Annotated in this window: 27 protein-coding genes and 1 riboswitch; of the genes, 9 read left to right on the top strand and 18 right to left on the bottom strand. The window is 51.8% G+C overall.

Going from position 1 to position 25,580, the window contains the following annotated elements; translation table 11 throughout:
- Positions 1-42: 42 nt before the first annotated feature.
- Positions 43-1,020 (top strand): NAD(P)/FAD-dependent oxidoreductase, encoded by a 978-nt coding sequence (locus KNP86_RS04140; RefSeq protein ID WP_034778371.1) that lies wholly within the window; start codon positions 43-45, stop codon positions 1,018-1,020.
- Positions 1,021-1,056: 36 nt separating this feature from the next.
- Here the strand turns inward: KNP86_RS04140 and KNP86_RS04135 are convergent, their stop codons facing one another.
- On the bottom strand, positions 1,057-1,911 hold the full coding sequence (locus KNP86_RS04135; protein WP_214753006.1) for an NAD-dependent epimerase/dehydratase family protein: 855 nt from the start codon (positions 1,909-1,911) through the stop codon (positions 1,057-1,059).
- 127 nt (positions 1,912-2,038) lie between these two features.
- Between KNP86_RS04135 and KNP86_RS04130 the strand changes: the two genes are divergently transcribed.
- A complete protein-coding gene (locus KNP86_RS04130) occupies positions 2,039-2,281 on the top strand; it encodes a hypothetical protein (protein ID WP_029595120.1) in 243 nt (80 codons plus the stop codon).
- A 41-nt stretch (positions 2,282-2,322) separates the two neighbouring features.
- Here KNP86_RS04130 and KNP86_RS04125 read toward each other — a convergent pair whose 3' ends face one another.
- On the bottom strand, positions 2,323-2,679 hold the full coding sequence (locus tag KNP86_RS04125; protein ID WP_029595119.1) for a HesB/IscA family protein: 357 nt from the start codon (positions 2,677-2,679) through the stop codon (positions 2,323-2,325).
- A 97-nt stretch (positions 2,680-2,776) separates the two neighbouring features.
- A riboswitch (FMN riboswitch) is annotated at positions 2,777-2,918 on the top strand.
- A 159-nt stretch (positions 2,919-3,077) separates the two neighbouring features.
- Here KNP86_RS04125 and KNP86_RS04120 point away from each other — a divergent pair.
- Positions 3,078-3,665, top strand: coding sequence for an ECF transporter S component (locus tag KNP86_RS04120; protein WP_029595118.1), 588 nt, complete (start codon positions 3,078-3,080; stop codon positions 3,663-3,665).
- A 129-nt stretch (positions 3,666-3,794) separates the two neighbouring features.
- Positions 3,795-4,319, top strand: a complete 525-nt coding sequence (locus KNP86_RS04115) for a nucleotidyltransferase family protein (protein WP_214753388.1) — start codon at positions 3,795-3,797, stop codon at positions 4,317-4,319.
- A 112-nt stretch (positions 4,320-4,431) separates the two neighbouring features.
- On the opposite strand, the gene KNP86_RS04110 is transcribed toward KNP86_RS04115, so the two are convergent.
- Positions 4,432-5,643 carry a NupC/NupG family nucleoside CNT transporter gene (locus KNP86_RS04110; RefSeq protein ID WP_029595115.1) on the bottom strand — a complete coding sequence of 404 codons (1,212 nt, stop codon included), beginning with the start codon at positions 5,641-5,643 and terminating at the stop codon, positions 4,432-4,434.
- A 210-nt stretch (positions 5,644-5,853) separates the two neighbouring features.
- The gene (locus KNP86_RS04105) at positions 5,854-6,090 is read right to left on the bottom strand and encodes a YuzB family protein (RefSeq protein WP_021065517.1); all 237 of its coding nucleotides are present in this window, start codon (positions 6,088-6,090) and stop codon (positions 5,854-5,856) included.
- A gap of 97 nt (positions 6,091-6,187) precedes the next feature.
- Between KNP86_RS04105 and KNP86_RS04100 the strand changes: the two genes are divergently transcribed.
- Entirely contained in the window at positions 6,188-7,243 is a 1,056-nt protein-coding gene (locus KNP86_RS04100; protein ID WP_214753004.1) for an NAD(P)/FAD-dependent oxidoreductase, read from the top strand.
- A 237-nt stretch (positions 7,244-7,480) separates the two neighbouring features.
- Complete coding sequence (locus tag KNP86_RS04095) at positions 7,481-8,911, top strand: S8 family serine peptidase (RefSeq protein ID WP_034778398.1); 1,431 nt, start codon at positions 7,481-7,483, stop codon at positions 8,909-8,911.
- 38 nt (positions 8,912-8,949) lie between these two features.
- Here the strand turns inward: KNP86_RS04095 and KNP86_RS04090 are convergent, their stop codons facing one another.
- Entirely contained in the window at positions 8,950-9,243 is a 294-nt protein-coding gene (locus tag KNP86_RS04090) for a DUF1462 family protein (RefSeq protein WP_138859124.1), read from the bottom strand.
- A 96-nt stretch (positions 9,244-9,339) separates the two neighbouring features.
- Here KNP86_RS04090 and KNP86_RS04085 point away from each other — a divergent pair, with 96 nt between their 5' ends.
- On the top strand, positions 9,340-9,597 hold the full coding sequence (locus tag KNP86_RS04085) for a NifU family protein (protein ID WP_232819607.1): 258 nt from the start codon (positions 9,340-9,342) through the stop codon (positions 9,595-9,597).
- 32 nt (positions 9,598-9,629) lie between these two features.
- Here the strand turns inward: KNP86_RS04085 and KNP86_RS04080 are convergent, their stop codons facing one another.
- Together KNP86_RS04080 and KNP86_RS04075 are read right to left on the bottom strand one after the other, a co-directional pair.
- A complete protein-coding gene (locus KNP86_RS04080; RefSeq protein WP_214706604.1) occupies positions 9,630-10,400 on the bottom strand; it encodes a TIGR01457 family HAD-type hydrolase in 771 nt (256 codons plus the stop codon).
- A gap of 4 nt (positions 10,401-10,404) precedes the next feature.
- Positions 10,405-10,848, bottom strand: a complete 444-nt coding sequence (locus tag KNP86_RS04075) for a DUF86 domain-containing protein (RefSeq protein WP_214753002.1) — start codon at positions 10,846-10,848, stop codon at positions 10,405-10,407.
- A 158-nt stretch (positions 10,849-11,006) separates the two neighbouring features.
- Here KNP86_RS04075 and glpX point away from each other — a divergent pair, with 158 nt between their 5' ends.
- Entirely contained in the window at positions 11,007-11,987 is a 981-nt protein-coding gene (glpX, locus tag KNP86_RS04070; protein WP_214753000.1) for a class II fructose-bisphosphatase, read from the top strand.
- Positions 11,988-12,022: 35 nt separating this feature from the next.
- Here the strand turns inward: glpX and KNP86_RS04065 are convergent, their stop codons facing one another.
- The 8 genes from KNP86_RS04065 to KNP86_RS04030 form a co-directional block, all read right to left on the bottom strand.
- Entirely contained in the window at positions 12,023-12,697 is a 675-nt protein-coding gene (locus tag KNP86_RS04065) for a DUF975 family protein (protein WP_034778418.1), read from the bottom strand.
- Positions 12,698-12,800: 103 nt separating this feature from the next.
- Complete coding sequence (locus KNP86_RS04060; protein WP_214752998.1) at positions 12,801-13,106, bottom strand: hypothetical protein; 306 nt, start codon at positions 13,104-13,106, stop codon at positions 12,801-12,803.
- Positions 13,107-13,262: 156 nt separating this feature from the next.
- On the bottom strand, positions 13,263-13,643 hold the full coding sequence (locus KNP86_RS04055; RefSeq protein WP_021065508.1) for a YutD family protein: 381 nt from the start codon (positions 13,641-13,643) through the stop codon (positions 13,263-13,265).
- 48 nt (positions 13,644-13,691) lie between these two features.
- On the bottom strand, positions 13,692-15,032 hold the full coding sequence (locus tag KNP86_RS04050; RefSeq protein WP_251130424.1) for a bifunctional metallophosphatase/5'-nucleotidase: 1,341 nt from the start codon (positions 15,030-15,032) through the stop codon (positions 13,692-13,694).
- 14 nt (positions 15,033-15,046) lie between these two features.
- Positions 15,047-15,892 (bottom strand): DUF72 domain-containing protein, encoded by an 846-nt coding sequence (locus tag KNP86_RS04045; protein WP_214753384.1) that lies wholly within the window; start codon positions 15,890-15,892, stop codon positions 15,047-15,049.
- A 17-nt stretch (positions 15,893-15,909) separates the two neighbouring features.
- Positions 15,910-17,091 (bottom strand): MFS transporter, encoded by a 1,182-nt coding sequence (locus tag KNP86_RS04040; protein ID WP_034778427.1) that lies wholly within the window; start codon positions 17,089-17,091, stop codon positions 15,910-15,912.
- Between the two features lie 114 nt (positions 17,092-17,205).
- Positions 17,206-18,525: a branched-chain amino acid transport system II carrier protein gene (gene brnQ / locus KNP86_RS04035; RefSeq protein WP_034778429.1), complete on the bottom strand. Its 1,320-nt coding sequence runs from the start codon at positions 18,523-18,525 to the stop codon at positions 17,206-17,208.
- Positions 18,526-18,766: 241 nt separating this feature from the next.
- Positions 18,767-19,039 (bottom strand): acylphosphatase, encoded by a 273-nt coding sequence (locus tag KNP86_RS04030; RefSeq protein ID WP_214752996.1) that lies wholly within the window; start codon positions 19,037-19,039, stop codon positions 18,767-18,769.
- 111 nt (positions 19,040-19,150) lie between these two features.
- Between KNP86_RS04030 and KNP86_RS04025 the strand changes: the two genes are divergently transcribed.
- Complete coding sequence (locus KNP86_RS04025) at positions 19,151-20,515, top strand: alanine/glycine:cation symporter family protein (RefSeq protein ID WP_251128278.1); 1,365 nt, start codon at positions 19,151-19,153, stop codon at positions 20,513-20,515.
- Positions 20,516-20,550: 35 nt separating this feature from the next.
- Here KNP86_RS04025 and KNP86_RS04020 read toward each other — a convergent pair whose 3' ends face one another.
- Genes KNP86_RS04020 through KNP86_RS04010 form a run of 3 tightly spaced genes read right to left on the bottom strand, consistent with a single transcriptional unit; the run spans position 20,551 to position 25,478 of the window.
- The gene (locus tag KNP86_RS04020) at positions 20,551-21,516 is read right to left on the bottom strand and encodes an L-lactate dehydrogenase (protein ID WP_214752994.1); all 966 of its coding nucleotides are present in this window, start codon (positions 21,514-21,516) and stop codon (positions 20,551-20,553) included.
- A 21-nt stretch (positions 21,517-21,537) separates the two neighbouring features.
- Positions 21,538-24,132, bottom strand: a complete 2,595-nt coding sequence (locus KNP86_RS04015; RefSeq protein WP_214752992.1) for a polynucleotide kinase-phosphatase — start codon at positions 24,130-24,132, stop codon at positions 21,538-21,540.
- Positions 24,132-25,478 (bottom strand): 3' terminal RNA ribose 2'-O-methyltransferase Hen1, encoded by a 1,347-nt coding sequence (locus tag KNP86_RS04010; RefSeq protein ID WP_214752990.1) that lies wholly within the window; start codon positions 25,476-25,478, stop codon positions 24,132-24,134. Before KNP86_RS04010 ends, KNP86_RS04015 begins: the two co-directional genes overlap by 1 nt.
- Positions 25,479-25,580 lie beyond the last annotated feature (102 nt).

The raw sequence follows: 25,580 nt of genomic DNA, 5'->3' as shown, positions 1-25,580 counted from the left end.
ATTGTCACTATAATGGATGTATACGTTTTGAGGAGGAATTCGATGAAATCGACGAAAGATGTGATCATCATCGGTGGCGGCCCGGTCGGACTGTTCACCGCATTTTATGCAGGTATGCGCCAACTCGATACGGCGTTGATTGAAAGTTTGCCGCAGCTCGGCGGACAATTATCGACACTGTATCCAGAAAAATATATTTACGACATCGCCGGCTTCCCGAAAGTGAAAGCCCAAGATTTGATTGACCAATTAAAAGCCCAAGCCGATCAGTTCGAGCAGGACTATCGCCTCGGGGAGACGGTCGAGACGGTCGAACGTCTTGAAGACGGCACGTTCCAGATTACGACGAACAAGGATGAGTACCATACGAAAGCCATCATCATCACGGCCGGGAACGGGGCATTCGCCGCACGACCACTCGGTCTCGATGGTTGTGAAGACTATGCCAACCTTCATTACTTCGTCGACAACATGGAGAAATTCCGTGATCGTCGCGTCATGATCGCCGGCGGCGGTGACTCGGCTGTCGACTGGGCGCTCATGCTCGAAGGAATTGCGAAGGAAGTCCATATCGTTCACCGCCGTGACCGCTTCCGTGCCCACGAGCATACGGTCGAACAGATGAAGGCCTCAACGATCAACGTCTGGACACCATATAACATTGAGTCACTTTCAGGTGAGACACACATCGAGTCGGTCGAATTGACGGACAAAGACGGCGAATCGAAATTCGTCGAAATCGACGACCTCATCTGTAACTACGGTTTCGTCTCATCGCTCGGCCCAATCAAAAACTGGGGCATGGAGTTCGAGAAGAACACGATCCGCGTCGACTCACGCATGGAGACGACGGTCGCCGGCATCTTCGCCTGTGGTGACATCGCGACTTATGAAGGAAAAGTGAAATTGATTGCGACAGGCTTCGGTGAAGCCCCAATCGCCATCAACCAAGTGAAGCAGCTCGTCGACCCGACAGCGCGTCACCCGCAACATTCGACTTCGGTATTTGCCGGGAAATAATGATGTGGCCCCCATCTTCACGATGAGGGCCATTTTTCATTTGCGGATTGTTTGCACAATGACCCGGTCAAGCCAGTCGTCGAGTTGAGTGAAGACGAAACCGGCCTTTTTCGCCTCGGCGATCGACATATAATAGTCGACGTCCGTATCGTACGGCGATGACTCGCCATCTTTGATGATCTGGACCGGTTTATTTAAGTGATGACCGATCTGTTCCATGAGTGCCCCGAGCGAGATGACTCCTTCACTCGCCGCGTTGAACGGCCCGGTCACGTTCGCCCGACCGACCCATTCTAGAAAGGCGGCCGCCTCAAAACTTGAGATGAACCCCATCTTCGCTTCCGGGTGATGCAGCACGATCGGCTCTTCCCGTCGGACGGCGTCGATATAAAACTTGAGACGGTCTGTATAGTCGTCGGGTCCGAGCACGATCGGCAAGCGGACCGTCGCGACCGGGAACGAGGCGCGATGGAAGAAATAAGATTCAGCCTCTCGCTTCCCTTGCCCGTAATCATGTTCGGATTCGAGATGATAGTCATGATGGAGCGGATTGAAATCACTTTCTTTCAACTCGGCGCCTGGCGCATAAACCGACATAGTCGACGTGAGCACATATTTACCGACTTGGTCCATGAAAGCGTCCGAGGCGATCTTTGCCTGGTACGGGTTAAAGCAAATATTGTCATAGACGAGGTCGTAATGGTCGCGTGACAAATCTTTCATCGTCGCCACCGACTGCCGGTCCCCTTTGATCGACCGGATGCCCTCCGCCTCGGGTACTTGCAGTTGTCCACGCGTCACAATCGTCACATCGTCACCGGCCTCCGCCAACCGAAGCGCCAACCGCTTTCCAAAATAGCGTGAGCCACCGAAAATCAATACTTTTCTCATCGTCCCTGCCCCTCCTACATGAAATGACATCTCTTTTCATTTTCCCTTGCATCCTCTCGACTAATCTTCCACATCCTTGAATATTTTTGTTATTCTTATATATATAGACAAGAAAGAGGCGAGACGCATGCATCAGATCACATTAGAAAAAGGATGGTCGTGTGAATTACCGACACAATATGCCATTTACCAAAGCTTATCGGACTTCAGCCGTTACTCGGTCCTTGACCAAGAGGAAGAGAGCGTCTGTTCATTCCGCATCACGAACGACACGTGTAAAATCACAGCGTTTCGTCCTTGGCAACATCAAATCGAGTTAGACGCGGCTTCGAAACTCATTCGATTAATTCTGATTGAAGAGACAGACTGAATACAAAAAAGGCCAATCATGAGGCATGATTGGCCTTTCGTTTAGCAATCCCCAGGTGTCCCGGCGTTCGACGCCGTCCGGAAACTCGAGCCACAACCGCAAGTAGCGATGGCGTTCGGGTTTTTAATCGTGAAGCCGCCTCCTAGCATCGACTGCTTATAGTCAATCTCGAGACCGTCGACGACCCCATGATCGGCTTCGGCGACGATAACCCGGACACCGTAGTGGTCAAACTGAACGTCCTTGTCTGTCTTATCCTCATCAAACCCCATCCCGTAAGACAGGCCGGTACACCCGCCCCCTTGCACTTTGATCCGCAAGTACTGGTCGTCGGGGCGTTCGGTCTGTTTCATCATATCGATGACTTGTAATGCGGCTGATTCTGTCAAATGAATCATCTGAACTCCTCCTTCGTTATCTTAACTTCAAGTCAACTGACTTGAGATTTTGTGAAATATCTTGTATAACTAAACTGTAACAAAAAAAATTAAATCGTTCCATCTTCGGGGCAGGGTGAAATTCCCGACCGGCGGTATTGAAGACTAGTTCTTCTCAGCCCGTGAGCGAGCAAGGCGTTGCTTGCTGATTTCGTGAGATTCGAAAGCCGACAGTAAAGTCTGGATGGGAGAAGATGGCGGCATCCGACCGATATCCGGATGTTTTCTTCGGCGTGGTCTAAACACCGATGAGAACATCTATTTCGTATGCGCGTAAACTCTCCCGATTGTTTGATACAATCGGGTTTTTCTATGCGACGGGTGCCATTCATCAAGGAGCGACAAAAGGAGAGATTTTGATGAAAACAACGCGCAACAAACGATTGACAACACTGGTGACGCTATCGATGCTCGGGGCCATTTCTTTTGTCCTCATGCTCTTTAACTTCCCGCTGCCTTTCCTACCACCGTTCCTAAAAGTGGATTTCAGTGACATTCCCGCGCTCGTCGCCGGGATTGTGTTCTCCCCACTCGCAGGCGTCGTGGTCGTCGCTCTAAAAAACGTCCTCTACTATGTCTTCAACGGTGGCGGCGTTCCGGTCGGTGAAGTCGCGAACTTCTTTGCAGGTGTCGCCTTCATGTATCCGGTCGCATGGTTCTACCATAAACGTAAAACGAATAAAGCGCTCGCTTCAGGCCTCGTGGCCGGTACGATCACGATGGCACTCAGCTTGGCGATCTTGAACTATTTGCTCATCTTACCAGCCTACGCGTTCTTCTTCGGCATGACCGAGATGGCGCAACCGGCAGTCAAAACGGACCTCGTCCTATACGGTATCTTGCCGTTCAACTTCATTAAGGCCTTGTTGATCAGCGCCTTGTTCGTCCCACTCTTCCTCAAATTGAAGCCGTGGATCGAACGTCAGCGCATGCAACTTCAAGCGTAACTGACAAGCACCTAGACCCCGGTCTAGGTGCTTTTTGTATAGGTACGCTATGCTAATGAGAGAATAGGAGGAGATGGATTGAACACGACTGAAGATGTGACCCATTTTTTAGAGACTGATGTGGAACTGATGCGTCTGTTGACAATCGTCGCTTCGCTCGGTTTACCCGATTGGTGGATTTGTGCCGGATACGTGCGGGCAAAAATATGGGATGACGCGCACGGCTACGAAGTACCGACGCCGACCGAGGACGTCGATGTCATCTACTTTGACCGATCTCACATCGACGAGGCGATTGAAAAACAGTATGAGGCACAACTGCACGACCTGTTACCGAACGTCCCTTGGTCGGTCAAAAACCAGGCCCGCATGCATCGGGTCAATCAATTGCCACCGTATCAATCTGCGGTCGACGCCTTGGCCCATTTCCCTGAGACGGTCACGGCCATCGGTGTCAGTCTCGCCAAGAACGGACGTTTAAGGTTGGCCGTTCCTTACGGCGTTGACGACCTTGTCGGACTGAAGCTCCGCCCCACACCAGCCTTTGCGAACGACGCTTCACACCATCATATTTATCGAGCCCGGATCAATAAAAAGAATTGGCAAGCCACTTGGCCGAGACTCCAAGAAGTGGATATACCTCGTCAGGGATGATAAACACTAGTGAAACCGACCGCCTTACGGTCGGTTTTTGCTGTTCATTCATAAACGTCACAACGAAAAAGAGTGACCACCGAAGTGATCACTCTGAGTATACCGTGTTTGATTAGAGAAGAAGACCAGCGAGTGTCGCTGACATCAAGTTGGCAAGCGTACCTGCGAGAATCGCGAGGACACCCATGCGCGCGATGTCGTTCCGACGGTTCGGCGCCATTCCACCAAGACCACCGAGAAGGATGGCGAGTGATGAGATGTTGGCGAATCCACAGAGTGCGAACGCGATCATAGCTTCCGTACGTGCCGAGAGGTCACCAGAACCGATGATTGGTGCGAATTCAGAGAAAGCGACGAATTCGTTCAACACGAGTTTTTGTCCGAGGAAGCTACCGAATTGAACAGCATCTGCCCATGGCACACCGATCACGAATGCGAGCGGTGCGAACACATAACCAAGAATCAATTGAAGCGTGAGACCGTCGAAACCGAACAAGCCACCGATTCCACCGAGAATCAAGTTAACGAGCGCGATCAATGAAACGAAGGCGAGAAGCATCGCACCGACGTTCAAAGCAAGGAAGAGACCGTCAGAGGCACCGCGAGCGGCTGCATCGACGAAGTTCGCTGCCTTGTTCTCTTCATCTTCAGCGATTTCGATATCGTCATCCGGTACGTCTGTTTCCGGGACGATGATTTTCGCGAACATGAGACCAGCAGGAGCAGCCATGAAGCTCGCTGCGAGCAAGTACTCGAGCGGTACACCAAGAGCAGCGTATCCAGCAAGAACTGAACCGGCAACCGAGGCGAGACCACCGACCATGACAGCGAAGAGTTCCGATTGTGTCATCGTTGGAAGGTAAGGTTTGATGACGAGCGGCGCTTCCGTCTGACCGACGAAGATGTTCGCTGTCGCTGAGAGCGACTCTTTACGTGACGTGCCAAGTGCTTTGGCGAGAGCCGTACCGAGGATACGAATCACCCACTGCATGACACCTACATAGTAGAGAAGTGCGATGAGTGACGACATGAAGACGATAATCGTCAACACTTGGAACGCGAAGACGAAGTTGTCTCCGCCGACAGCTGTACCGAAGACGAAACTAATCCCGGCGTTCGCCGTGTTCAAGACGTTCTGGACGCCTCCTGAGATCCATTCTAACGCGTTACGTCCTACTGTAGTGAAGAGGACGAGGAAGGCGAACGTAAACTGTACCGCGAAAGCGGCAAGCACGGTGCGCCATTTGATGGCTTTACGGTTGGTCGAGAAGATGTAAGCGATTCCAATTAGTGCCAAAATACCAACCACGCTCATGATATTCATTGGTGTTGTGCTCCTTTCATATTGGGGAAACCTGATAATGTGATATACCCGAATCGAGATGTGTCCTACCGTTTGAAACGCTTTCTTTTTCTGTTGTTAAACGTCAGACAACCTACATTCGAACCTCTTTGAATATAACAGACCCTTTTTAAAAATGCAACGGGTCAAAACGGTCAAAATAAAAAAAGTTTGAAGGTCCTTCAAACTTTTTCACCATGCCATTTCTTCAATTTTTTCATATACATTCGTCACGAGTTGTTCCGGTGTATCCCCGGTCACGACCTCACCATCGACGAGACAAAACAAGTCAAGCGAACAGACGCCGCAGTAGCCCGTACAGCCATATTCGACGACGTCTAAGTCTGGATCGGACTCTAATTTGGCGCGGGCGATTTGTGAACCCATCGCTAAATTGGAGGCACAGAACTCAATGATCGGATTCATCATGTCATTCACCCTTCCCCTTTCCTTCAAAGCAGGAAAATGGTTCTTCTACGGCGTATTATAACATGATACAGTTGAAGTGTAACAAAGGGGGATTTTTATGCGCAAATTAGTCGTCTTGGGAGGCGGTTACGGGGGTATGCGTGTAATCGAACGTGTCCTCAGCCATCAGCTGAAGGACGTATCGATCACACTCATCGACCGTCTACCTTACCATGGATTAAAAACAGAGTATTATGCACTTGCGGCGGGGACCGTGTCGGATCGTGACATCCGTATCGATTTTCCAGAAGAGGTCGACTACATATACGGCCAAGTCACCGATATCGATACGGGGGACAAAATGGTCCTGCTCGCGAGCGGGGAAAAAGTGCCGTACGACGACCTCGTCATCGGCCTCGGCTGCGAGGACAAGTACCATAACGTACCCGGTGCCGCCGAGTTCACGTACAGCATCCAAACGTTAGAAGAATCACGAAAGACCCAGCAAGCAATCAACGGCCTATCTCCGGGATCGGTCGTCTCGATCGTCGGTGCCGGCCTGTCCGGTGTCGAGCTCGCCAGCGAGCTGCGCGAGAGTCGTCCCGACTTGACGGTCCGTTTGTTCGACCGCGGCCCGTCCGTCCTATCGTTCCTATCAAACCGCGTCTCGATGTATGTCCAGTCTTGGTTCGAGGAACATGGTGTCGAAGTCATCAATAGCTCGAACATCGTCCGGGTCGACGCCGATGGGTTATGGAACCATGAACAGCACTTCGCTTCCGATTTGACGGTGTGGACCGCCGGGATTCAACCGGTCGCCGTCGTCCGCAACCAAGGTTGGGAACTCGACGGGGGTGGACGTGTCAAATTGACACCACACCACTACGTCCCGGAACAGCCCGACATCTTCGTCGTCGGGGACAACGCCAGCCTGCCGTATGCACCTTCGGGTCAGCTCGCGGAAGCGCAGGCCGAACAGATCGTCCAAGTGCTACTCTGTAAATGGAAAGGTGTCGCATATCCGGATTTACCGGATATCAAACTCCGAGGCACGTTAGGATCGCTTGGGAAGAAGGCCGGATTCGGCGTCTTCATGGGCAAACAGTCGCTCACCGGAAAAGTCGCGCGATTGCTCAAGTCCGGAATTCTTTGGAAACATAAAGTCATTAAATAACATGCCTGGGTCGGCCATCTCGGTCGATCCTTTTTAGTGTAAAGCAATCCATTTGTCGTTCAGCCACCGTCGTGTTGAGCCAAAAGTCTTGTATCTGAATCCCCTGTGTCCTTATCTAAATATTCAGATTATTGATTCGATTGACATATTCTACCCGTTGGCAAAACTTGTTACTCTAGGGTCACGGCCGAACGACTTCGTGTCACCTCGCCTACATAACCCGAAGGAGGAAACAAGTTGAAAAAAATCTGTAGCACCGTCCTCGCCTCATTGCTCGTCTTGTCAACCGTCCCGGAAGCCGCGGAAGCTGCTCCCAACAAATCGAAAGAACGCGTCATCGTCGTCTTCAAAGAGTCAGCGAAGAACATCCCGCTCTCAATCGAAGGCATGGAAGTTCGCCAACAGTACAAAAACATTCCAGCCGCAGCGCTTGAAGTACCGAAAGCCGCACTGAACGGACTGAAGAACAACCCGCACGTCGCCCACGTGGAAGTCGATCAAACGGTACAAATCGAGAACCAGACCCAGGACTGGGGCATCCCGAAGTTGAAAGCCCCATCGGCTTGGCAGAGCGGATACACCGGGAAAGGCGTGAAAGTATCGGTCGTCGATACGGGGATCTCGCCGCATCCTGATTTGACGATTTCGGGCGGTGCCTCATTCAGCGCGGTCACGAGCTCGTACGCGGATGACAACGGTCACGGGACGCACGTCGCTGGTATCATCGGGGCCCGTAACAACAGCATTGGGACCGTCGGGATTGCCCACGAGGCGAGCATTTACGCCGTCAAGGCACTCGAGGCGAACGGTAGCGGTAGCCTATCGAGTATTATCGCCGGGATCGATTGGTCAATCACGAACGATATGGACGTCATCAACTTGAGTCTCGGGACGACGAGTCCATCCTCAACGCTCCAACAAGTCGTCGACCGTGCCAATAATGCTGGCATCCTCGTCGTCGCGGCAGCCGGTAACAACGGACGCACCGACGGATCGGGCGACCTCGTCAACTACCCGGCCCGATACAGCTCGGCCATCGCTGTCGCAGCGACGGACATCAACAACAATCGCGCTTCATTCTCGGCTACAGGCAGCACGGTCGAAGTCGCGGCACCAGGCGTGAGCATCAACTCGACACTCGCAACTGGCGGATACGGCCAGATGAGCGGGACATCGATGGCGACACCGTACGTCGCTGGTAACCTCGCTCTCATGAAGCAAGCGTTCCCGACGTTGTCGAGCGCACAACTCCGCTCAAAACTCTCACAAGACTCGATCGACCTTGGCGCAGTTGGACGCGACGCCTGGTTCGGAAACGGACTCGTCCAAGCTCCAACGTCTGGTGGGACGTCACAACCTGTTCAAGCACTCGCGACGACAGTATCGACATCGAAGTCGACTTATTACGCGGGTGAGCAAGTATCGATCTCATCGACGGTGCGGGACGCGAACGGCCAACCGGTCGCAAACGCCGACGTCCGTGTGACGGTCACACAACCTTACGGCACGACGCTCACAGGGACAGGCAAGACAAGTTCGACCGGCGCCATCACGTTCACGCTCTCGACAAGTTCTTCGTCACAGCGCGGCACGTACCAAGTGAAGGCTGATGCGACGCTCACTGGCTACACGGCAGGTTCGGCGACGTCATCGTTCCGCCTTCTGTAACGAACAAGAGTCGAACGACAATCGTCGCTCGACTCTTTTCATGCTGTCGTCTGCTCGATGGCCGAGTAGACTTTTCGTAACTGGACGACCCCTTCATCCACGACTTCTCCATTCAAGAGGACAAGCGGATAAAACCACTCGTCTTGCTTGATCGCCTCAGCGATGTCGTCGTCCGCCGTCTCGAAATCGATGTACTCGAACTCGAACGCCTGATCCGGATATTTCCGGGCAAGCGCACTTTGCAACCATTCATATGTCTCGATCGAGCTAGGTGCCCCGACGCAGCTCGCACACTGCACCTCAGCCCCATATACCGTGATTTTCATGTCCATTCCCCCTGTTCTCTCCTATTATACAAAATTCAAGAAGTGACATCGTCACAAAACGCTCAGCGTTAATGATTGAGAAACAATCTCAAACTTGCTAGAATGAAAGGGAACCAGAAAGGGGTAGATACCATGGAAATGTTTGATCAAGTCCAAGAAGTACTCGATAAATTACGCCCGTTCTTGCTTCGCGACGGCGGTGACGTCGAACTCGTAGACGTGGAAGAAGGCATCGTCAAACTTCGTTTGATGGGTGCATGCGGCAGCTGCCCATCTTCAACCATCACTTTGAAAGCCGGGATTGAGCGTGCGCTCATCGAAGAAGTACCTGGCATCGTTGAAGTCGAACAAGTATTCTAAACAAAAAGGGAGACGTGAGTCATCCCTTTTTTTCATGCATGCGTCCATTCATCTAAGCTTTCGACCATATAGGTCGGGAGCTTTTCTTGTTCTTGGATAAAGGCCGGACCGTGTACGCCCGAATTGACATGAAGCGTCCGGAGTCCACCGTTGATTCCGAACAAGATGTCGGTATGATAGTTATCCCCGACCATGACGACCTCTTCTTTTGTGAGACCGATCATCTCAAGGGCGATATCGACCATGACCGGTTCCGGTTTCCCGATGAAGAATGGGTCTTTTTCTGTCGTCACAGCCAAGACGGATGTGAGCGCCCCGTTCCCAGGCAAAAAGCCACGTTCGGTCGGGATGGCTATATCGCCGTTCGTCGAGATGAAGCGGGCACCGGAACGAATCGCGAGTGCGCCTTTCGCCAACTTCTCGTAAGTGATATGGCGGTCGAGCCCGATGACGACATAGTCCGCCTTCGCCTCTTCCGTCACGTGGAAGCCGCGTTCTTCAAGCGCTAAACGCAAGCCGTCTTCCCCAATCATGTAAACCGTCGCGCCCGGCGTCATCTTCTCGATGTAACGGGCCGTCGCCATCGCGCTCGTCAATACGTGCTCTGGTGTGACATGTACACCCATCGAGACGAGCTTATCTGCCACTTGTTTCGGCGTCATCGACGCGTTGTTCGTGACGAACAAGTACGGGAAGCCCGTTGCTTCGAGTCGATTCACGAAATCGACCGCTGCTTGAATCGGGGCTGTCCCCGCATAAATCGTGCCGTCTAAGTCAAATAAGTATCCTTTAATCGAATCCATCCAATCACTCGCTTTCTGGTAGAAATGCTGATACAGGTCCAAGTTCCACTTCGATATAATGCCGGACCTGCTCTGGGAATGCCTCGAACGTCGCTCTATAGCGCTCGACCCAAGCGTCGAATCGGTCCGAGTCTGCCGTGACGAACTCCCGGACGTAATGAGCCCGTAGCGCCACGAGCGCTTTTGCGGCTACTGCCGTCTCGGCATCGAGCACGCGTTCATCGAGCAAAATATCGACGATGTCCTCATAACTGCCCGGGTCGCGCATGATGAAGCCATCAATCATCGAATTGCCGACATCAATCACGCCTTCCATCAAATGGACGGCCAACCGCTGTTTCGCCAGTTCGACCGTGAAGGCGTCCCCCTCTAGTTGATCAAGTCGACCGAACATCGTCTCCATATGGGCCAACGTCTCGCTAATCTTTTCTCTGTTCACAAAATACATCGGAATCCCCCCTGCCTCCTATAGTAATCCTTTTTCTCGTTCGAGAAAAGAATCTCACCTATTTACATCATTTATCTGATTGTGATACACTAATCCACGGATTAACACAATAAATAGTATGACACATTAAATAGACATCACGTGGAGGGTACAACACTATGGAACGAGAATTAGCGCTAGAGATCGTACGAGCAACTGAGGCAGCAGCACTTGCTTCGTCAAAATGGATCGGTCGTGGTCAAAAGAACGAAGCAGACGACGCAGCCACGTCAGCAATGCGTGAAGTCCTCGGGACGGTCAATATGGACGCCACCGTCGTGATTGGTGAAGGCGAGCTCGATGAGGCACCGATGCTCTATATCGGTGAACGTCTCGGCACGACGTTTGGGCCGGAAGTCGACATCGCGGTCGACCCGCTCGAAGGGACGTCCATCGTCGCCAAAGGGCTCGGCGATGCCATGGTCGTCATCGCGGTCGCCGATAAGGGCGCCCTCCTCCACGCACCGGATATGTATATGGATAAACTCGTCGTCGGGCCGAATTTGAAAGGGAAAGTCTCGCTCGACGAACCGCTCGAATCGATCATCGAGAAGGCAGCCCTCTATAACGGCAAGCGTATCGAAGAAGTCACGGTCATCATGCAAGACCGTGATCGCCATGAGCACTTGCGTCAAGCGGCGATGAACATGGGCGCTCGCGTCAAGCTGTTCGAAGACGGAGACGTCTCGGCGGGAATCGCGGCAGCCGTCAAATCAAATCCGATTGACATCTTTATCAGCACGGGCGGCGCCCCGGAAGGCGTCATCACGGCAGCGGCCGTCAAAGCGCTCGGAGGCGACATGCAGGCACGCCTTCACCCGATGAACGAAGAAGAAACGGCGCGCGTCATCTCGATGGGCATCGAAGACCCGCTCCAATTGCTCACAATCGACGACCTCGTCAAGAGCGATGACTGCATCTTTGCGGCGACAGGCGTCACGTCAGGCGAATTGCTCGACGGCGTCAAATTCTTGACGGATGATATCGTCGAAACGACGTCGCTCGTCATGCGCTCGAAAACGAAGACGATTCGTAAAGTCGTCGCCGAGCACACGTTGTCACTCAAGCCATACCTCCAAAAACAAGAAATCAACGCATAATAAAACCTCCGCTCTCGATGAGCGGAGGTTTTCGTTTAGAATCCTTGTTCGAAATCCGTTCCGGCATGGTTCGTCTGTGGTCGTTCCGCTTGACGAATCGAGTCGTAGAACGTCGCGTACGTCGTCGTGAAGTACGGGTAGACGTACAAGAAACCGATTCCGAGCGTAAACACCCCGACGAAGAACCAACCGATGAACGAGAGGACGAGTTTGAACGCGTCCATCTTATGCCCATCCATCATGCGGCGTGATTCCGTGATCGCCTCAAGGGCCGATAGTTCCGGTTGGTCCCGTAAAATGTAGTACGTCAGTGAGTACGAGAACCCTTTGATGATTCCCGGGATCACGAGGAGCAACGTCCATAAGAAAATGAACAATCCCATGAAGAACGGGGCGAGCACGTGCTTGACGTAGCCCGTTTTAAATGGCTCGAACAACTTTGAGACGCCTGGCCGCTCGCCGCGTGAAACGGAAAGGACGAGCCACGCCCAGCCGATCGTGAGAGGTGCAATCAACAAAGTGAGAAGAAGCGACAAGAACGTAAGTCCCGTGTCAGCCGCTGTCGGTATCGCCTCTGGGTCTACAGGGACAGGCGGCGCGAACGATTGTGGAATCCCGTTCAAGACGACGAATAAAATTAATAGCCCGGCCATCAGCCAACGCTTTCCGGTTAACATTTTTTGTGCATGTTGTTTTAACTGTGCAGTCATTTTTCATCATCCTTTTTGTGAGGTCTTTCCTAAGTGTACGTCATCGCCCCCAGAAAAGTTTCAAAAAACCACGAAAAAAGGGAAAAGGTTTTTCCCCTCCCCCTCAATACATCACATTGCCCATGAAAAACTGTGACATCGATAAAATAAATAAGAGCACACCTGTGGCCACTGCCGCCAACGAAATGATTTTAAATAGACGGCTTCTCAGAAACGCCTGACGATATTCAAAGCGGCGGATCAGCAATACGTGGACAACCTCATAGAGAAGGACTGCGGCCGTGAAGTAAAACGTCATGATACTCCCGAACCCGAAGAACAACATCGCAAGTAAGCCCAGACCGAAGTTATGAATTCGGTTGTGGACGTCATCGCGGTCACCGACGGTCGCCGTTTGTACGTGTTGCATACTTCCACCTCACTTCCAAAACCCGAACAGAAACAATTGCTATAAATATAAGTTATCACAATTTTCCCACCCCTAAACCTGTCACACCGTCTTTTCACCTAAAAGAAACATTTGGAAAATAAATGTAACAAAAAAAGCGCTGATGTCATCAGCGCGTCATGTGCCGGTCGAAGGCTCAGCTTCTTCCGACTTATTGAATTTGCGTTTCAGTTTGAGCGGTTGTTTCGTGCCGCCGAAGACCGGACCGTCTTCCGCCTCATCGATTTCCGTCTCTTTCTTGAGCACGAAGAACGGGCACCCAAAGTTACAGTATTCATACACGTAATCCATCACATGGTCGATCCGATTGTCATATGTCGCGAACTTGGATTTTGTCTCATAAAATCCTTTCAACCGAAGTTGTCCGTGACCCCAGTCCCCGACGATATAATCATACTTATCGAGCACGTCGCTATAGCGTGCGATGAATGCCTCCTCGTCAAAACCGTCCCGTTTTTCTTCGATGACGGTATAGCCGTGGCGATTCACTCTAATCATGTTTCACACCTCCACTCTCCTATCATATCATGCCGACCGGCCCTGCCCCTATCCTTTTCGGATGGCATTATGGCGTGTCACAATCGTTTCCCGCAACACATCACGGAGCAGTTCTGGCATGAAGTAACGCTTCGTCTGGTCGGCCAAGTAAGGAAGGAGCGGTCCGAACGTGAACATGTCGACCGTGGCGACGCGATACGTCTCATCGAGCTCGACTTCCTGACCGTGGACGTAATAGCGACCATGCCTCAACTCGAGACCGTGGACAATCGGGGCGCCAAGCACCGTTCCGCGAAATCCGAGGCCACGGACATGCATCGTCGTGAACGCTTCTTCTTGGACATCGTTTAAAAAACGGATCAGTGTGGCTCCGTCCAGCGAGAGCAGACAGGGATTGATCGGATGCGGACAGATGCGGTGAAGCATATTGAGCGTGACGTGCCCCGGTAATAATCCTTCCAATAGGACGCCTGCCGGGATCACGCTCACTTCAGCGTCACACCAGTCCGCCAGCCCGCCTGCCAACAGTTCACCGAGGGCAGATGGGCCGAACCAGTCGCTCGGATAACCCGGCGTGTCAGCGATGGTCACGTCGAGCAGCCGCTCGGCTTGGCTGTATTCTTCTTGTAAGGTCGAAACCGTCGCTTCATCTGTATCTCGTTCCGTCAAGTCATGCAAACTGGCCCGCTTCTCGATGATTCGGTTCCCGTCGAGGGTGAGTTCCACTTCCCCGACGTATTGACCGTATTTGCCGGCCTGGGCGATCAGGACGCCGTTCGTGACGACCCCGTCATCGAGCACGTGATGGGTATGGGCCCCGAGGATGACATCGATTTCCGGAAATGCTTCGGCGAGCCGCTCATCGGCGTAAAAACCGAGGTGGCTGAGGGCGATGACGACATCACAGTCTCGAAGTGTTTCAAGCGCACGTTTCGTCGCCGCGTGCGGGGCTTCGATGGCCCAACCGAGTTCCGGATAAAGTTCTTCATACGGTGCCGTCACGCCGAACAGCCCGATGCGGAGTCCGTCTCGTTCGACGACGAGCGTCTCCGTCGCCCAATCGGGTCTCGTGCCATCCGCCTGATAGACGTTCGCGAGCAACACCGGGAACTCCGCTTCTTCGTATAGATGGGCGAGCCAGTCATGCGGGAACGTGATGCCTTCGTTGTTCCCAATCGTGACCGCCGTCGGTTGGACGCGATTGAGCAGGCGGACGTTCACTTGTCCTCGCGTCACTTCCGTCGCCGGATGGGTCCGATCGGCATGGTCGCCGAGATCGAAGACGAGCGTCTCTTCTGTCCGGTGCTCGTTCAAAAACGAGACGAGACGCGGCCAGTTATGAAATTTCGAATGTAAGTCATTATAATGATACATCGTGATCGTTCTCAAGACGATTCCCCTTCCTAGAACAGGCTGATTTGGCTCGGGGCGAGCTCATATTCGGCACCGAGGATCTCGATCAACCGTTTGGCATTCGGTACCGCGTCTCCGGCCGAGTTGTTGTTGAAGTAGACGTACACCGACTTCGCCGCTGCGTCGACTTGTTTAAGCGCCGCCGCGAGCTCTTGCAGTTCGTCTTCACTATAGCGATACAGACAACGCACATGACGCCACTCTTGGCTCGTCATTCCTGGTTTTCTAAGCCAGCCAGCCGTGTTGCGCCCGTGTAAGCGAACGACGGCCACTTCCGGATTGGTCACGACCGGCACGAACGGGATGCTGCTCTCTTTCGTCTGCGGCTCATCACAGATCGTGTTGATGAACCGAAGTTCCGTCAAGAAAGCGAGCGTCCGCTCCCGGAACGCCTCGGAGAACCAAGTCGGGTTGCGGAACTCGATTGCGATGTCATAGTCCTTCAACTCGTCGCGAATCGTCCGCAAATAATCGAGATGCGGCTTTGAGACGTCAAACCACGGCGGCAGCTGGACGAGCACGGCCCGTAGTTTTCCGGCCTGCTTCAACGGTTCGACCGAGGTCCGGTACCGTTCGAACAGTTCGGCGAGCGGTAATTTCGGGTCGCGGTCATGTCCGCTCATTTCCCTGGAAACTTTGACGACGAACTGGAACGTTTCCGGTGTCTCCTGGTTCCACTTCTCATAGTTCTTCACAGGTTGAATCGCATAAAACGAGGAATCGATCTCGACGGTCGGAAAATGCCCCGCGTAGGTCGACAGTTTATGTTTACGTTCTTCCGGGTTCGTATAGAGCAAATCGTGGTCGCCCCATCCCGTCACACCGACATAAATCATCATGTTCCCTCCTCACATCATTGTTCGAACGTGGCCGTCGCTTTCCGCTTCGACCAGTTCAACGTTCCGGCGAACGTCACGAGCAACAGGACGAGTCCCATCACGAACGGATAGCGCATATCGATATCAAACGCGATCCCGGCGAGCGTCGGCCCGACGATATTGCCGATGCTCATGTAGGCGTTGTTCATCCCCATCGCAAACCCTTGTTCCTTATCGGCCATTTTCGACACGAGCGTATTCAACACCGGTCGTAAAATCGACGTCGACAAGAAGATAATCAACGTGACGGCGAAGAAAATCGTGTAAGACCCGGCGAACAACGAGAACAAGAAGCCGAGCGCGGCGAGCATGATGAAGATGAGCACGACTTTGATCTCACCGAGCAATGAAACGAGACGGTCGACGGCGAACAGCTGCACGATGACACTGACGATGCCTGTCCCGGTGATCATGACCGCGATTTGTTGCGGTGTCGCGCTGAACGTCTCACTGACGAACAAGCCGAGGACAGATTCATACGCCATCAAACCGAACGCCATGACCAAGTTGATGACGAGAACGAAGAAATACGGCTTCCGTGTCGACGACACGAGTTGGCGCGGCAACGACTCGCTCTCGCTCGTTTGAACGTATGGCTCTCGATCCGGTTCCTTCAATAGAATGATCGACGAGATGACGGCGACGAACGAGACGATCGCCGACAAGAGAAGCGGCGCCTTCAAACCGAACTCAGCGAAGAAACCACCGATCCCCGGTCCGATAACAATCCCGAGCGACATTGCCGCGGAAATATAACTGTTCCCTTTCGCCCGTTGCTTGAGCGTGGTGATGTCGGCCACGTAGGCGAAAATCGCCGGAATCAATAGCGCGGCCCCGACGCCGCCGATCGCCCGTGAAATCAAGAGGACGGTCAGGTTGTCAGATAAGTAAAAGACGCCCATCGAGACGGTAAAGCCGATCAGACCTAAAATAATCATTAGACGGCGCCCGTAAACATCCGCCCATTTCCCGGCAATCGGCGACATGAGCAACTGGGCCCCTGCGAAGACTGAGATCATGAGACCGGCAGCAGTGCCGCCTTCTCCGATCATCTTCAAATAATCAGGAATGATCGGAATGATGATCCCGAATCCTGCTACAGCGATGAACATGTTCAACATGAGAATCGCCAATTGTTTCTTTTGTTTAGTCGTCAATGTATGTCACTTCCTTTTCATCCTTTCATTTTACTTGTTGATGAATGGAATGAGCAAACGATAAGACAGCAAAACACCCATCCTTGACCAGAGGATGGGTGTTCGTTCACTTGCTTATGAGATGCGTGATTGAGCGAGTGATTGATTGGAACGTTGTTTCGGTAAGAAAAGCGTGATCACATACACGATCAACGTTGGAACCGCCCAGGCGAGCCCGATCTCAGCCATCGGCAAGTTCGTGATCCATTCGGTTGCAGCAGACGGCGCCAAACCGTGTGTCGTCTCAAAGAGCGAGAGCACGAGGGCCGTATACACTGTCGCCTTCATGGCGACGTGAGGGTTGCGTTGAATCCGTTCCGTGATCGACACGAGAACGAGTGCGATCATGACCGGGTACAAGAGCGTGAGAAGCGGTACCGCGATTTGAATCAACGTACCGAGTCCGACGAGTGAGATGAGATAGCCGAACAACGTCGTCGCGATAACGACCTGATAATACTTGAGTGATTCGAACGTGTTGCTGATGAAGCGTGAGAACTCAGTGATGAGTCCGACTGCTGTCGTCAAACAAGCGAGGAAGACTGCTGCCCCAAGGGCGAGCATTCCGACTTGTCCGAATGAAGAACCGGCGAACGCTTGAAGCAAGCTTGCGCCATCTGTCGTCCCCGTTTGACCCGTCATATTCGCTCCGATCGATCCGAGCGAGATATAGACGAGCATCAAACATGTGACGGCAAGTAAGCCTGACGAGCGGAGAAGCGAAGACGCTTCTTTTTGGTCTGTCATACCGTTCGCTTTGAGCGTGACGAGCACGATGGCACCGAAGACGAGTGCGCCGAAGACGTCCATCGTCAAGTAACCTTGTTTGAAACCTTCCCCGAGCGCACCGATCCATGTCTCATATCCTTCTGCTGGTGCGACCGGCTTCCCGAGTGGAGCCACGAGGTTCGTGATTCCGATTGCCGCAAGCAAGAGCAAGAGGATTGGTGTGATGATGCGTCCGATGATTTCAATCAATTTTTGAGCGCGTAACGTCAAGAAGAACGTTAATCCGAAGAAGACAGTTGAACTGATTGCGAGCGTGAGCGTAGATGGCGCACCGAGGAACGGTACGACTCCCATCTCATACGTGACGGCTGCCGTCCGAGGAATCCCGAAGAACGGCCCGATTGCCACGTACATTAATCCCGTCAAGACGAGAGCAAGACGCTTCGGAATATACCGAGCGATTTGGTCAGACCCACCGCCGACCCGCGCGACTGCGAAGAGCGCGAGTAATGGTAGCCCGACGCCGGTAATGACGAAGCCGACTAGGGCTGGGACGAGGTTCTGTCCTGCCATCGCACCTAGCATCGGTGGGAACAGCAAGTTCCCGGCCCCGAAGAATAATGCGAAAATCGTGAACGCTAACGGGAATAATGTCGATTTTTTCATACAACTACCTCCACATACATGTAATACCTTCCGTGTTACCCAATGAATCAAATGACTAAATTTTCTGACAATAAAGCGCTTGGTCTATTTCATTATACACACTTTCATTTTTTTGACCACCCTATCCTTAAAAATGATGTTTATTTTTTTGAAATGTGGATTTTTCATATGGAACCGTTCCCTCATTTTACAAATTATCGGCGAGTAAATGAGGAAGGATTGCTCTTTATGAGAGAAATGGTCAATAACGGATATCGAATTTCCGGAAGGATTCGATCGTCGCCTCTTCGGCTTCGATGCGTTCGACCCCGACAAAACGATTGCCGTCATATAAAGCACGTTTATAAGATTCGAGTCTCTCCGCGTCTCCTTCGATTCGAAGTTCGACCGTCCCGTCATTCAAGTTCCGAACCCAACCCGTGATGCCGTATTCAAGCGCTGTCGCTTGAGCGAAGTAGCGGAAACCGACCCCTTGGACACGACCCGATACGATGAGATGTTGTGCTTGTTTCATGCATGTATTCCTCCTTGTATGTGAAATAACAGGTTTAATGACGCTGTAGTTAGGAAACAATATTTAAGTAAAATAATGGATAGGAGTGGTGATGTGGAACAACTTGTGAATATGGTGACGACGTTTTCGGATTGGCTATGGGGAGTGCCAATCATCTCATTACTTGTCTTGTCTGGACTTTATTTGACGATTCGTTTAGGGTTCTTCCAATTCCGATACCCGCTATACATATTGCAACAAACGTTAGGCAGTGTCTTTAAAAAACCAAAAGGCGAAGGCGACATCAGTCCTCGCCAAGCACTCACGTCGGCCTTGTCGTCGACGATCGGTGCTGCCAATATCATCGGGGTACCGGCTGCCATCATGTTCGGTGGTCCCGGTGCCATCTTCTGGATGTGGGTCATCGCCGTCGTCGGGATGGCCATCAAGTTCTCGGAGAGCGTCCTCGCTGTCCGTTACCGCGAGAAAAACGAGGCCGGGGAATTTGTCGGCGGTCCCGTCTACTATATGGCCAAAGGATTGAAGTTGAAATGGCTCGCTTCTTGGTTCGCCTTCGCCCTCATGATTGAACTCATCCCGAGTATCATGGTCCAAGGGAACGCCGTCAGTTCGGCCGTCCGCGAGACGTTCGACGGCAATACGCTCGTGACCGGACTCATCGTCGCGGGCCTCGTCGCGCTCGTCGTCTTCGGCGGCGTGAAGCGGATCGCCAAAGTGACGGAGGTCATCGTCCCGGCGATGGCGCTCGTCTATGTCGGTGCCGGGTTCATCATCGTCTTGATGAACTTCTCGCAAATCCCGGAAGTACTCGGGCTCATCTTCTCGTACGCATTCCAACCGATGGCTGCCCTTGGCGGTTTCGCCGGTGCCGCGATTGCCGAGACGATTCGTTGGGGCTTCGCCCGCGGTCTGTATTCGAACGAGGCTGGACTCGGGACGGCACCGATCGCCCACGCGGCCGCCCAAACGGATCATCCGGTCCGTCAAGGCTTCTGGGCCGTGATCGGGATTGTCATCGATACGCTCATCATCTGTAGCACGACGGCGTTCGTCGTCTTGTCTTCCGGTGTATGGACAGAGGCCGGCGCCATGAACGACCCGGCCGCTCTGACGACGATCGCATTCCAACAGTACTTCGGTTACACGGGTAGCCTGCTCGTCACGATCTCGCTCATCTTCTTCGTCTTGTCGACGATCATCGTCATCATCTTTTACGGGTCGCGCCAAGCCGAGTACTTGTTCGGGTTGAAGGCCGGATTCTTGATGAAAGTCGTCTATATCGCCTCGATCGTCATCGGTGCGATCGGCGGCGCCCAAATGATTTGGAACTTCCTCGACTTCATGCTCGCGATGATCCTCATCCCGAACATGATTGCCGTCTTGATGTTGAGCGGTGAAGTGAAGCGCTTGACGACTGAGTTCTTCACGTCCGAGAAATATTATAAGAAAGACGTCGCCGAGAAGAAGGCTTCGTAACGACAAACCCGGCTGCAATCGCAGCCGGGCCTTTTTTATGAACTCGATTCAATCTTGTCGATCGCTTGACGAATCCGTCCGACCGAGGCGTCGAACTGTTGTTGTTCCTCGTTCGTCAGTTCGATCTCGACGATTTGGCGGATACCGGTCCGATCGATCAAGGCCGGTACGCCGATATGGAGCCCAGAGGCACCGTATTCTCCGTCGAGATGAGCACCGATCGTCACGACGGAGTTCTCGTTCCGGACGATGGCGCGAACGATCCGGAGGAGACCGAGCCCAATCGCGTAGTACGCCGCGCTCTTATATTCGATAATTTGATTCGCCGCATCGCGGACGTCTTGATAGATGGCGTCCAAATCTTCTTGGCGGTACGATTCATTCTCCTCAAGTAACTGCTTCATCGACTTCCCATAAATGCGGGCATTGTCCCAGGCGACGAATCCCCCGGCGCCATGCTCGCCCATGTAATAGACGTGGCAGTTCCGTGAAGACAAGTCGAAGTACTCACCGACCTTATAACGAAGACGGGCCGTGTCAAGCACCGTACCCGAACCGATGACGCGGTGCTTTGGCAAGCCGGACGCCTTCCAGGCGACGTGCGCCATGACGTTAACCGGGTTCGTCGCAACGACGATGATGCCGTCGAATCCGCTCGCCATGACTTGTTTCGTGACGTCACGGACGACGACCGCGTTTTGTGCAGCCAGGTCCATCTGGGTCTGACCGAGCTTTTGAGCAGCACCGGCCGTGATGACGACGATATCGGCGTCACGGCAGTCCGCGTACTCCCCCGCCCAAATGCGGACCGGGCTCGGGGCGAACGAGATGCCATGGTTGAGGTCCATCGCCTCCCCTTCGGCCTTGGCGTGGTTCGAGTCGATCAAGACGAGCTCTTCACAGAGCGCCGCCATCGACAGTTGATAGGCGAAACTGATACCGACCCAGCCGGCGCCGACGACGGCGATGCGGGTGATGTCTTTTGGATCAATCGTTTCCATTCAATCATTCCTCCCTAATCTTTATAGTCTTGGATCAACTGGCTCGGCTTCCATCGCAAGTGTCGCCAGAACGCATTCATGATACCTTTCGAGCGATTCTCGCTCCACAAAACGTTTCACACCTTCTATCCCAAGTGCAAATTCACGCAAGGCGAGCTTTTGTTTCTTCGAGACGTTCCGTTTTTTTAATCGCTTCAAGTTGTTAGGTTCTAAATAATCCATTCCATAGATGATGGATAAGTACTTCCGACCACGTACTTTGATCGCAGGTTGAATCAGTTTCCCTTCAACTTGCGTCAAAAACCGCTCTGGTTTGATGACGATTCCCTCGTGACCGTCTTCAGTCATCGTTTTCCACCATTCAATCACATCAGTTTCAGTCTCGGCATCTTCAATGATTCTATAATCGGTCGCTAAAAACAGTTCATCCATTTCTGAAAATCTCTGATTCATGGTCATATGCCATTCATGCGTCTTATCAAAAAACGTTTCTTCGCTATGTGCCAACACATGGAAAGGTGCAATCTTAATCGCGTTAAGATCTTCAACGTCCCAACAATACGTTTGAAACGCCTGTTTAAATGTCTCGGCTTGTTCCAGCTTTTGACTCACTTCTCTATACCATTCACGAACGCCATCCACGCGGTCTACAGCTGACTCGAGCGAACGTTTTAATTGCTCTCGATCGAGTAACGCTTGCTCAGCGACGTGAGCATACTGATGACGAATCAACTCTCTCGCTTTCAAATTCCAAGGCAGGATTTCGGCATCAAGTAAGACAAACTCTGTTTGATGCGACGCGAAGTAATCGTTTGATGTCAACGACTGATGAAGTCGCGTAACGACTTCAAGCTCTTGCTCAGATTCAAAGAACCGTCTACCTGAACGCGTATAAATGATCCCCTTCGTTCGTCGGCCAATCGCTTGCTCTGCAGCATCCTCATTCTTAAATAGAAGTAGAATTGCACGACTCCCCATATGCTTTTTCTCAGCGATCAGTCGCGTAATCCCAAGTTCTCGATAATAGGCAATCGCTTCGTTTGGGTGCTCGAGATAACCCTCCTCAGCAGCTGGCTTCGGTGTCGGGCTCATCGTCGGTGGAATGTAAACCAACTCTTCAAGCGGGACGGTATGATGTGATACGAGATCAATGGACGGTAATGCTGTTTCTTTCGAGACCTTTACTGCACCGATGGCTTCCGTTTCTACCGTATAGCCATTCATAAACTTCCCGATATTTGGTGGGTCTAATCGTTTCGCTTCTAGCATCGCGAGCGGATTGTCATCGACTTGTGCATAATCTTGCTTTGCTTCCACTTGAACGATGGTTTGTTCCGGATAACGAAATGCCGTCAAGCGCCCACCAAAAACCACACCTTGATCGATATTAATGGTTTGATTGAGACGTAGTGGACGTGGACGCGGATCGTGTCCCCAAATGATTAACTTGTTCGAGCGATGATGCACCGTCCAATCTTTTCGAATCGGCTTACCTGCGTCATCAAATCCATCATTGTCACCGTAGCGACAAAAATCACTAATCTCTCGAGAGTACTTACCAATGAACTCGTCTCGAATACCGGCATGGACACAGACTGCTGTCGGAATATCGTGCTTGGTCAGAACATAGTGAGAGGGTGCATGTTTTAGCAGGCGCTTCATTGAAGACTTTAACGCCTCCGTTAATTCTGCGCCATTCTCCTCTTCGAATGCATGGAGTTCTTCCACAAATAGCTCATCCCCATGCTTCATCGTAACGTTTCGTCCTTCGAGCCAGCGCAACACTTTCCAGCCATGATTACTATCAATCATTTTCGCAACACCCGCTTCGACGTGCCGAATGAAGAACAAAATGGTGTCAAGTGACTTCGGACCGCGACTCGTAATATCTCCAAGTGACAAGAAGGTGCGTCCTTCTGGATGTACGTATAACCCTTCTTCGTTTTGGATGTATCCTAAGCGTCCGAGCAACTCGATGAACTCATCGAAACATCCGTGAATGTCCCCAATCACATCAATCCCATGATCCGCCGATATATGGAGAGGATTATTCATTTGGCGCACAAGTTCGACTTTCTCAACGTCTGCAACGATGTGAAGTTGGTCGAATCCTTCGCGTTTCATCGAGCGCTTTTCCCGATTGAACACTTGAACTTGTTGTTTTACACGTCGCCCCCCACGAGGGAAATCGCGTTGTTGATCACGCTCAAGTAATGTGTGTTGTTCGACGTCTAAGACTAGCGCGTAGATAGGTTGATGCAACCGTCGTGCCAATTCGATATAAGTTTTACGGTCAGACGCATAGAGGTGTGTCGCGTCGATTATCGTCAGTTTATTGAGTCGCGCCCTTGCTTCGATGAGTGAAGTCATCAGCGCAAACGCCTCTGTGGATATGTCTTGATACGCTTCATAAAGCGTGTCAGCTTCGTCCGGCGGATGTCCTTTCCAATCGATATGCTCGACATCCCCGACAAGTTTCCGGTAATCATCCGAACTGACGACTTCGCTCGGACGAATCGTTTCGTCTTCGATTAATTGTTTGAGCCATGTCGACTTTCCGCTATTAGACGGTCCGACCAATAATACAATTCCCGCATAAGGAAGTTGAATCCGCATTATAACACCTGCTTTCTTGTAAACTCGGCGAGTTGAGTCGGCTCTCCAAACGTCGGATGGTTTTCGCCTATCCCACTGAACGTACACGAGTAACCGAACAGCGCTGCTTGCGTCTCACAAAAAGACATGAACTCTGACCTCGTCCACTCGAAGCGGTGATCCGGGTGTCGATATGACGAATCGAGCCCATACACCTTGTTATACTCTCGATTTGGTGTCGTCACGAAGAGTGACTTCGGTCGGTACGTATCGAGAAGTGTGGCCATCATCTTAGGAATACGATCTTCATCGATATGTTCGATGACCTCACAAAGAATGAAGACGTCCGCTCCGCGTAATCGGTCATCCACATAAAACAGCGAACCGAACATCGACACCGGTTGATTAAATGTTTTATCTTCGGCATTTTTTTCATAACGTTTTAATGCCTTGAGTCGCTCACGCTCAGACGGTTCGACCGCATAAATCAGTTCAATCCCAGGCACAAAACCAAGTTTGCTCGCAAGCTTCCCTTCTCCGGCACCCATATCAATGACGACACGACGCTCTGGTAAGGCGCTCACTTTTCCGATGATTGCCTCATAACGCAGGTCGTTCAACCGCTGGTGATCCGCTTTTTGTACTTTAGCTACCGGCTCCTCTTCTAAGAGACGATATACGTCTTTGAAGCGCAATGCTTGTTTCAAAATATATGTACGTTGTGGATGAGAATCTAACCATCCTTCCCCGTAACGTTTGAGTTTTTCAATTTCTTTCTCATCGATAAAATAATGCTTATAATTGTCCATGACAGGAATCAAAACATACAATTGTCGCAATGCCGATTGAAGTGTCGTCATGCCTGACAATTGTAGCATTCGGGCAGAGTGTTTCTTCGTTAAATCTAAATCGTCGGTTGTCTCGCTATAGACGAACTCCACCTGATAACCGAGTGGTTCGAACAACTCACGAATGGCTCCATCACTTAATGCACTCGCAATCGGCCCAACAGAAATGTGTAACGGAAACGAATGATTGACCCATTCCGCATATTCTGGTTTTGGTTTACCGTTGAGCGCCGTGCCGAGGGCCGTTCGTAATAACGAGCAAAAAATACTGCTGACGGCAAATTCTCGGTCATTTATGTATGAAGTAATATCGTATTGGCCAGCATTGTTACGTGAAAGTTCGATTGGGTCGGGCGTTACGAAAAATGTGACGTCTACATGTTCAGCCTCAAAGCGGTTAAAGAACATCCGGACGAGATGACCGTTTTCAGTGCGTTCATATATATTGTTTGGATTTTTAGCAAGCAAATAGGACAAGACTTCTACGTGTTCGCCTGTAGCTCGGATGGAGAGTTGCATGGCTTCACCTGACTTTCTTTGAATGTATGTGTTCAATTTTATTCAAATATACCATATTTTTGAATCCTCTCGTACTCGCCATATGCTAGAATGCGTTAATCC

Origin of the sequence: Exiguobacterium sp. s16, assembly GCF_018618115.1 — a bacterium.
Classification (GTDB): domain Bacteria; phylum Bacillota; class Bacilli; order Exiguobacteriales; family Exiguobacteriaceae; genus Exiguobacterium; species Exiguobacterium mexicanum_A.
Note: the sequence above shows the minus strand (reverse complement) of the source record. Positions and strands in the feature narration are given on the sequence as shown.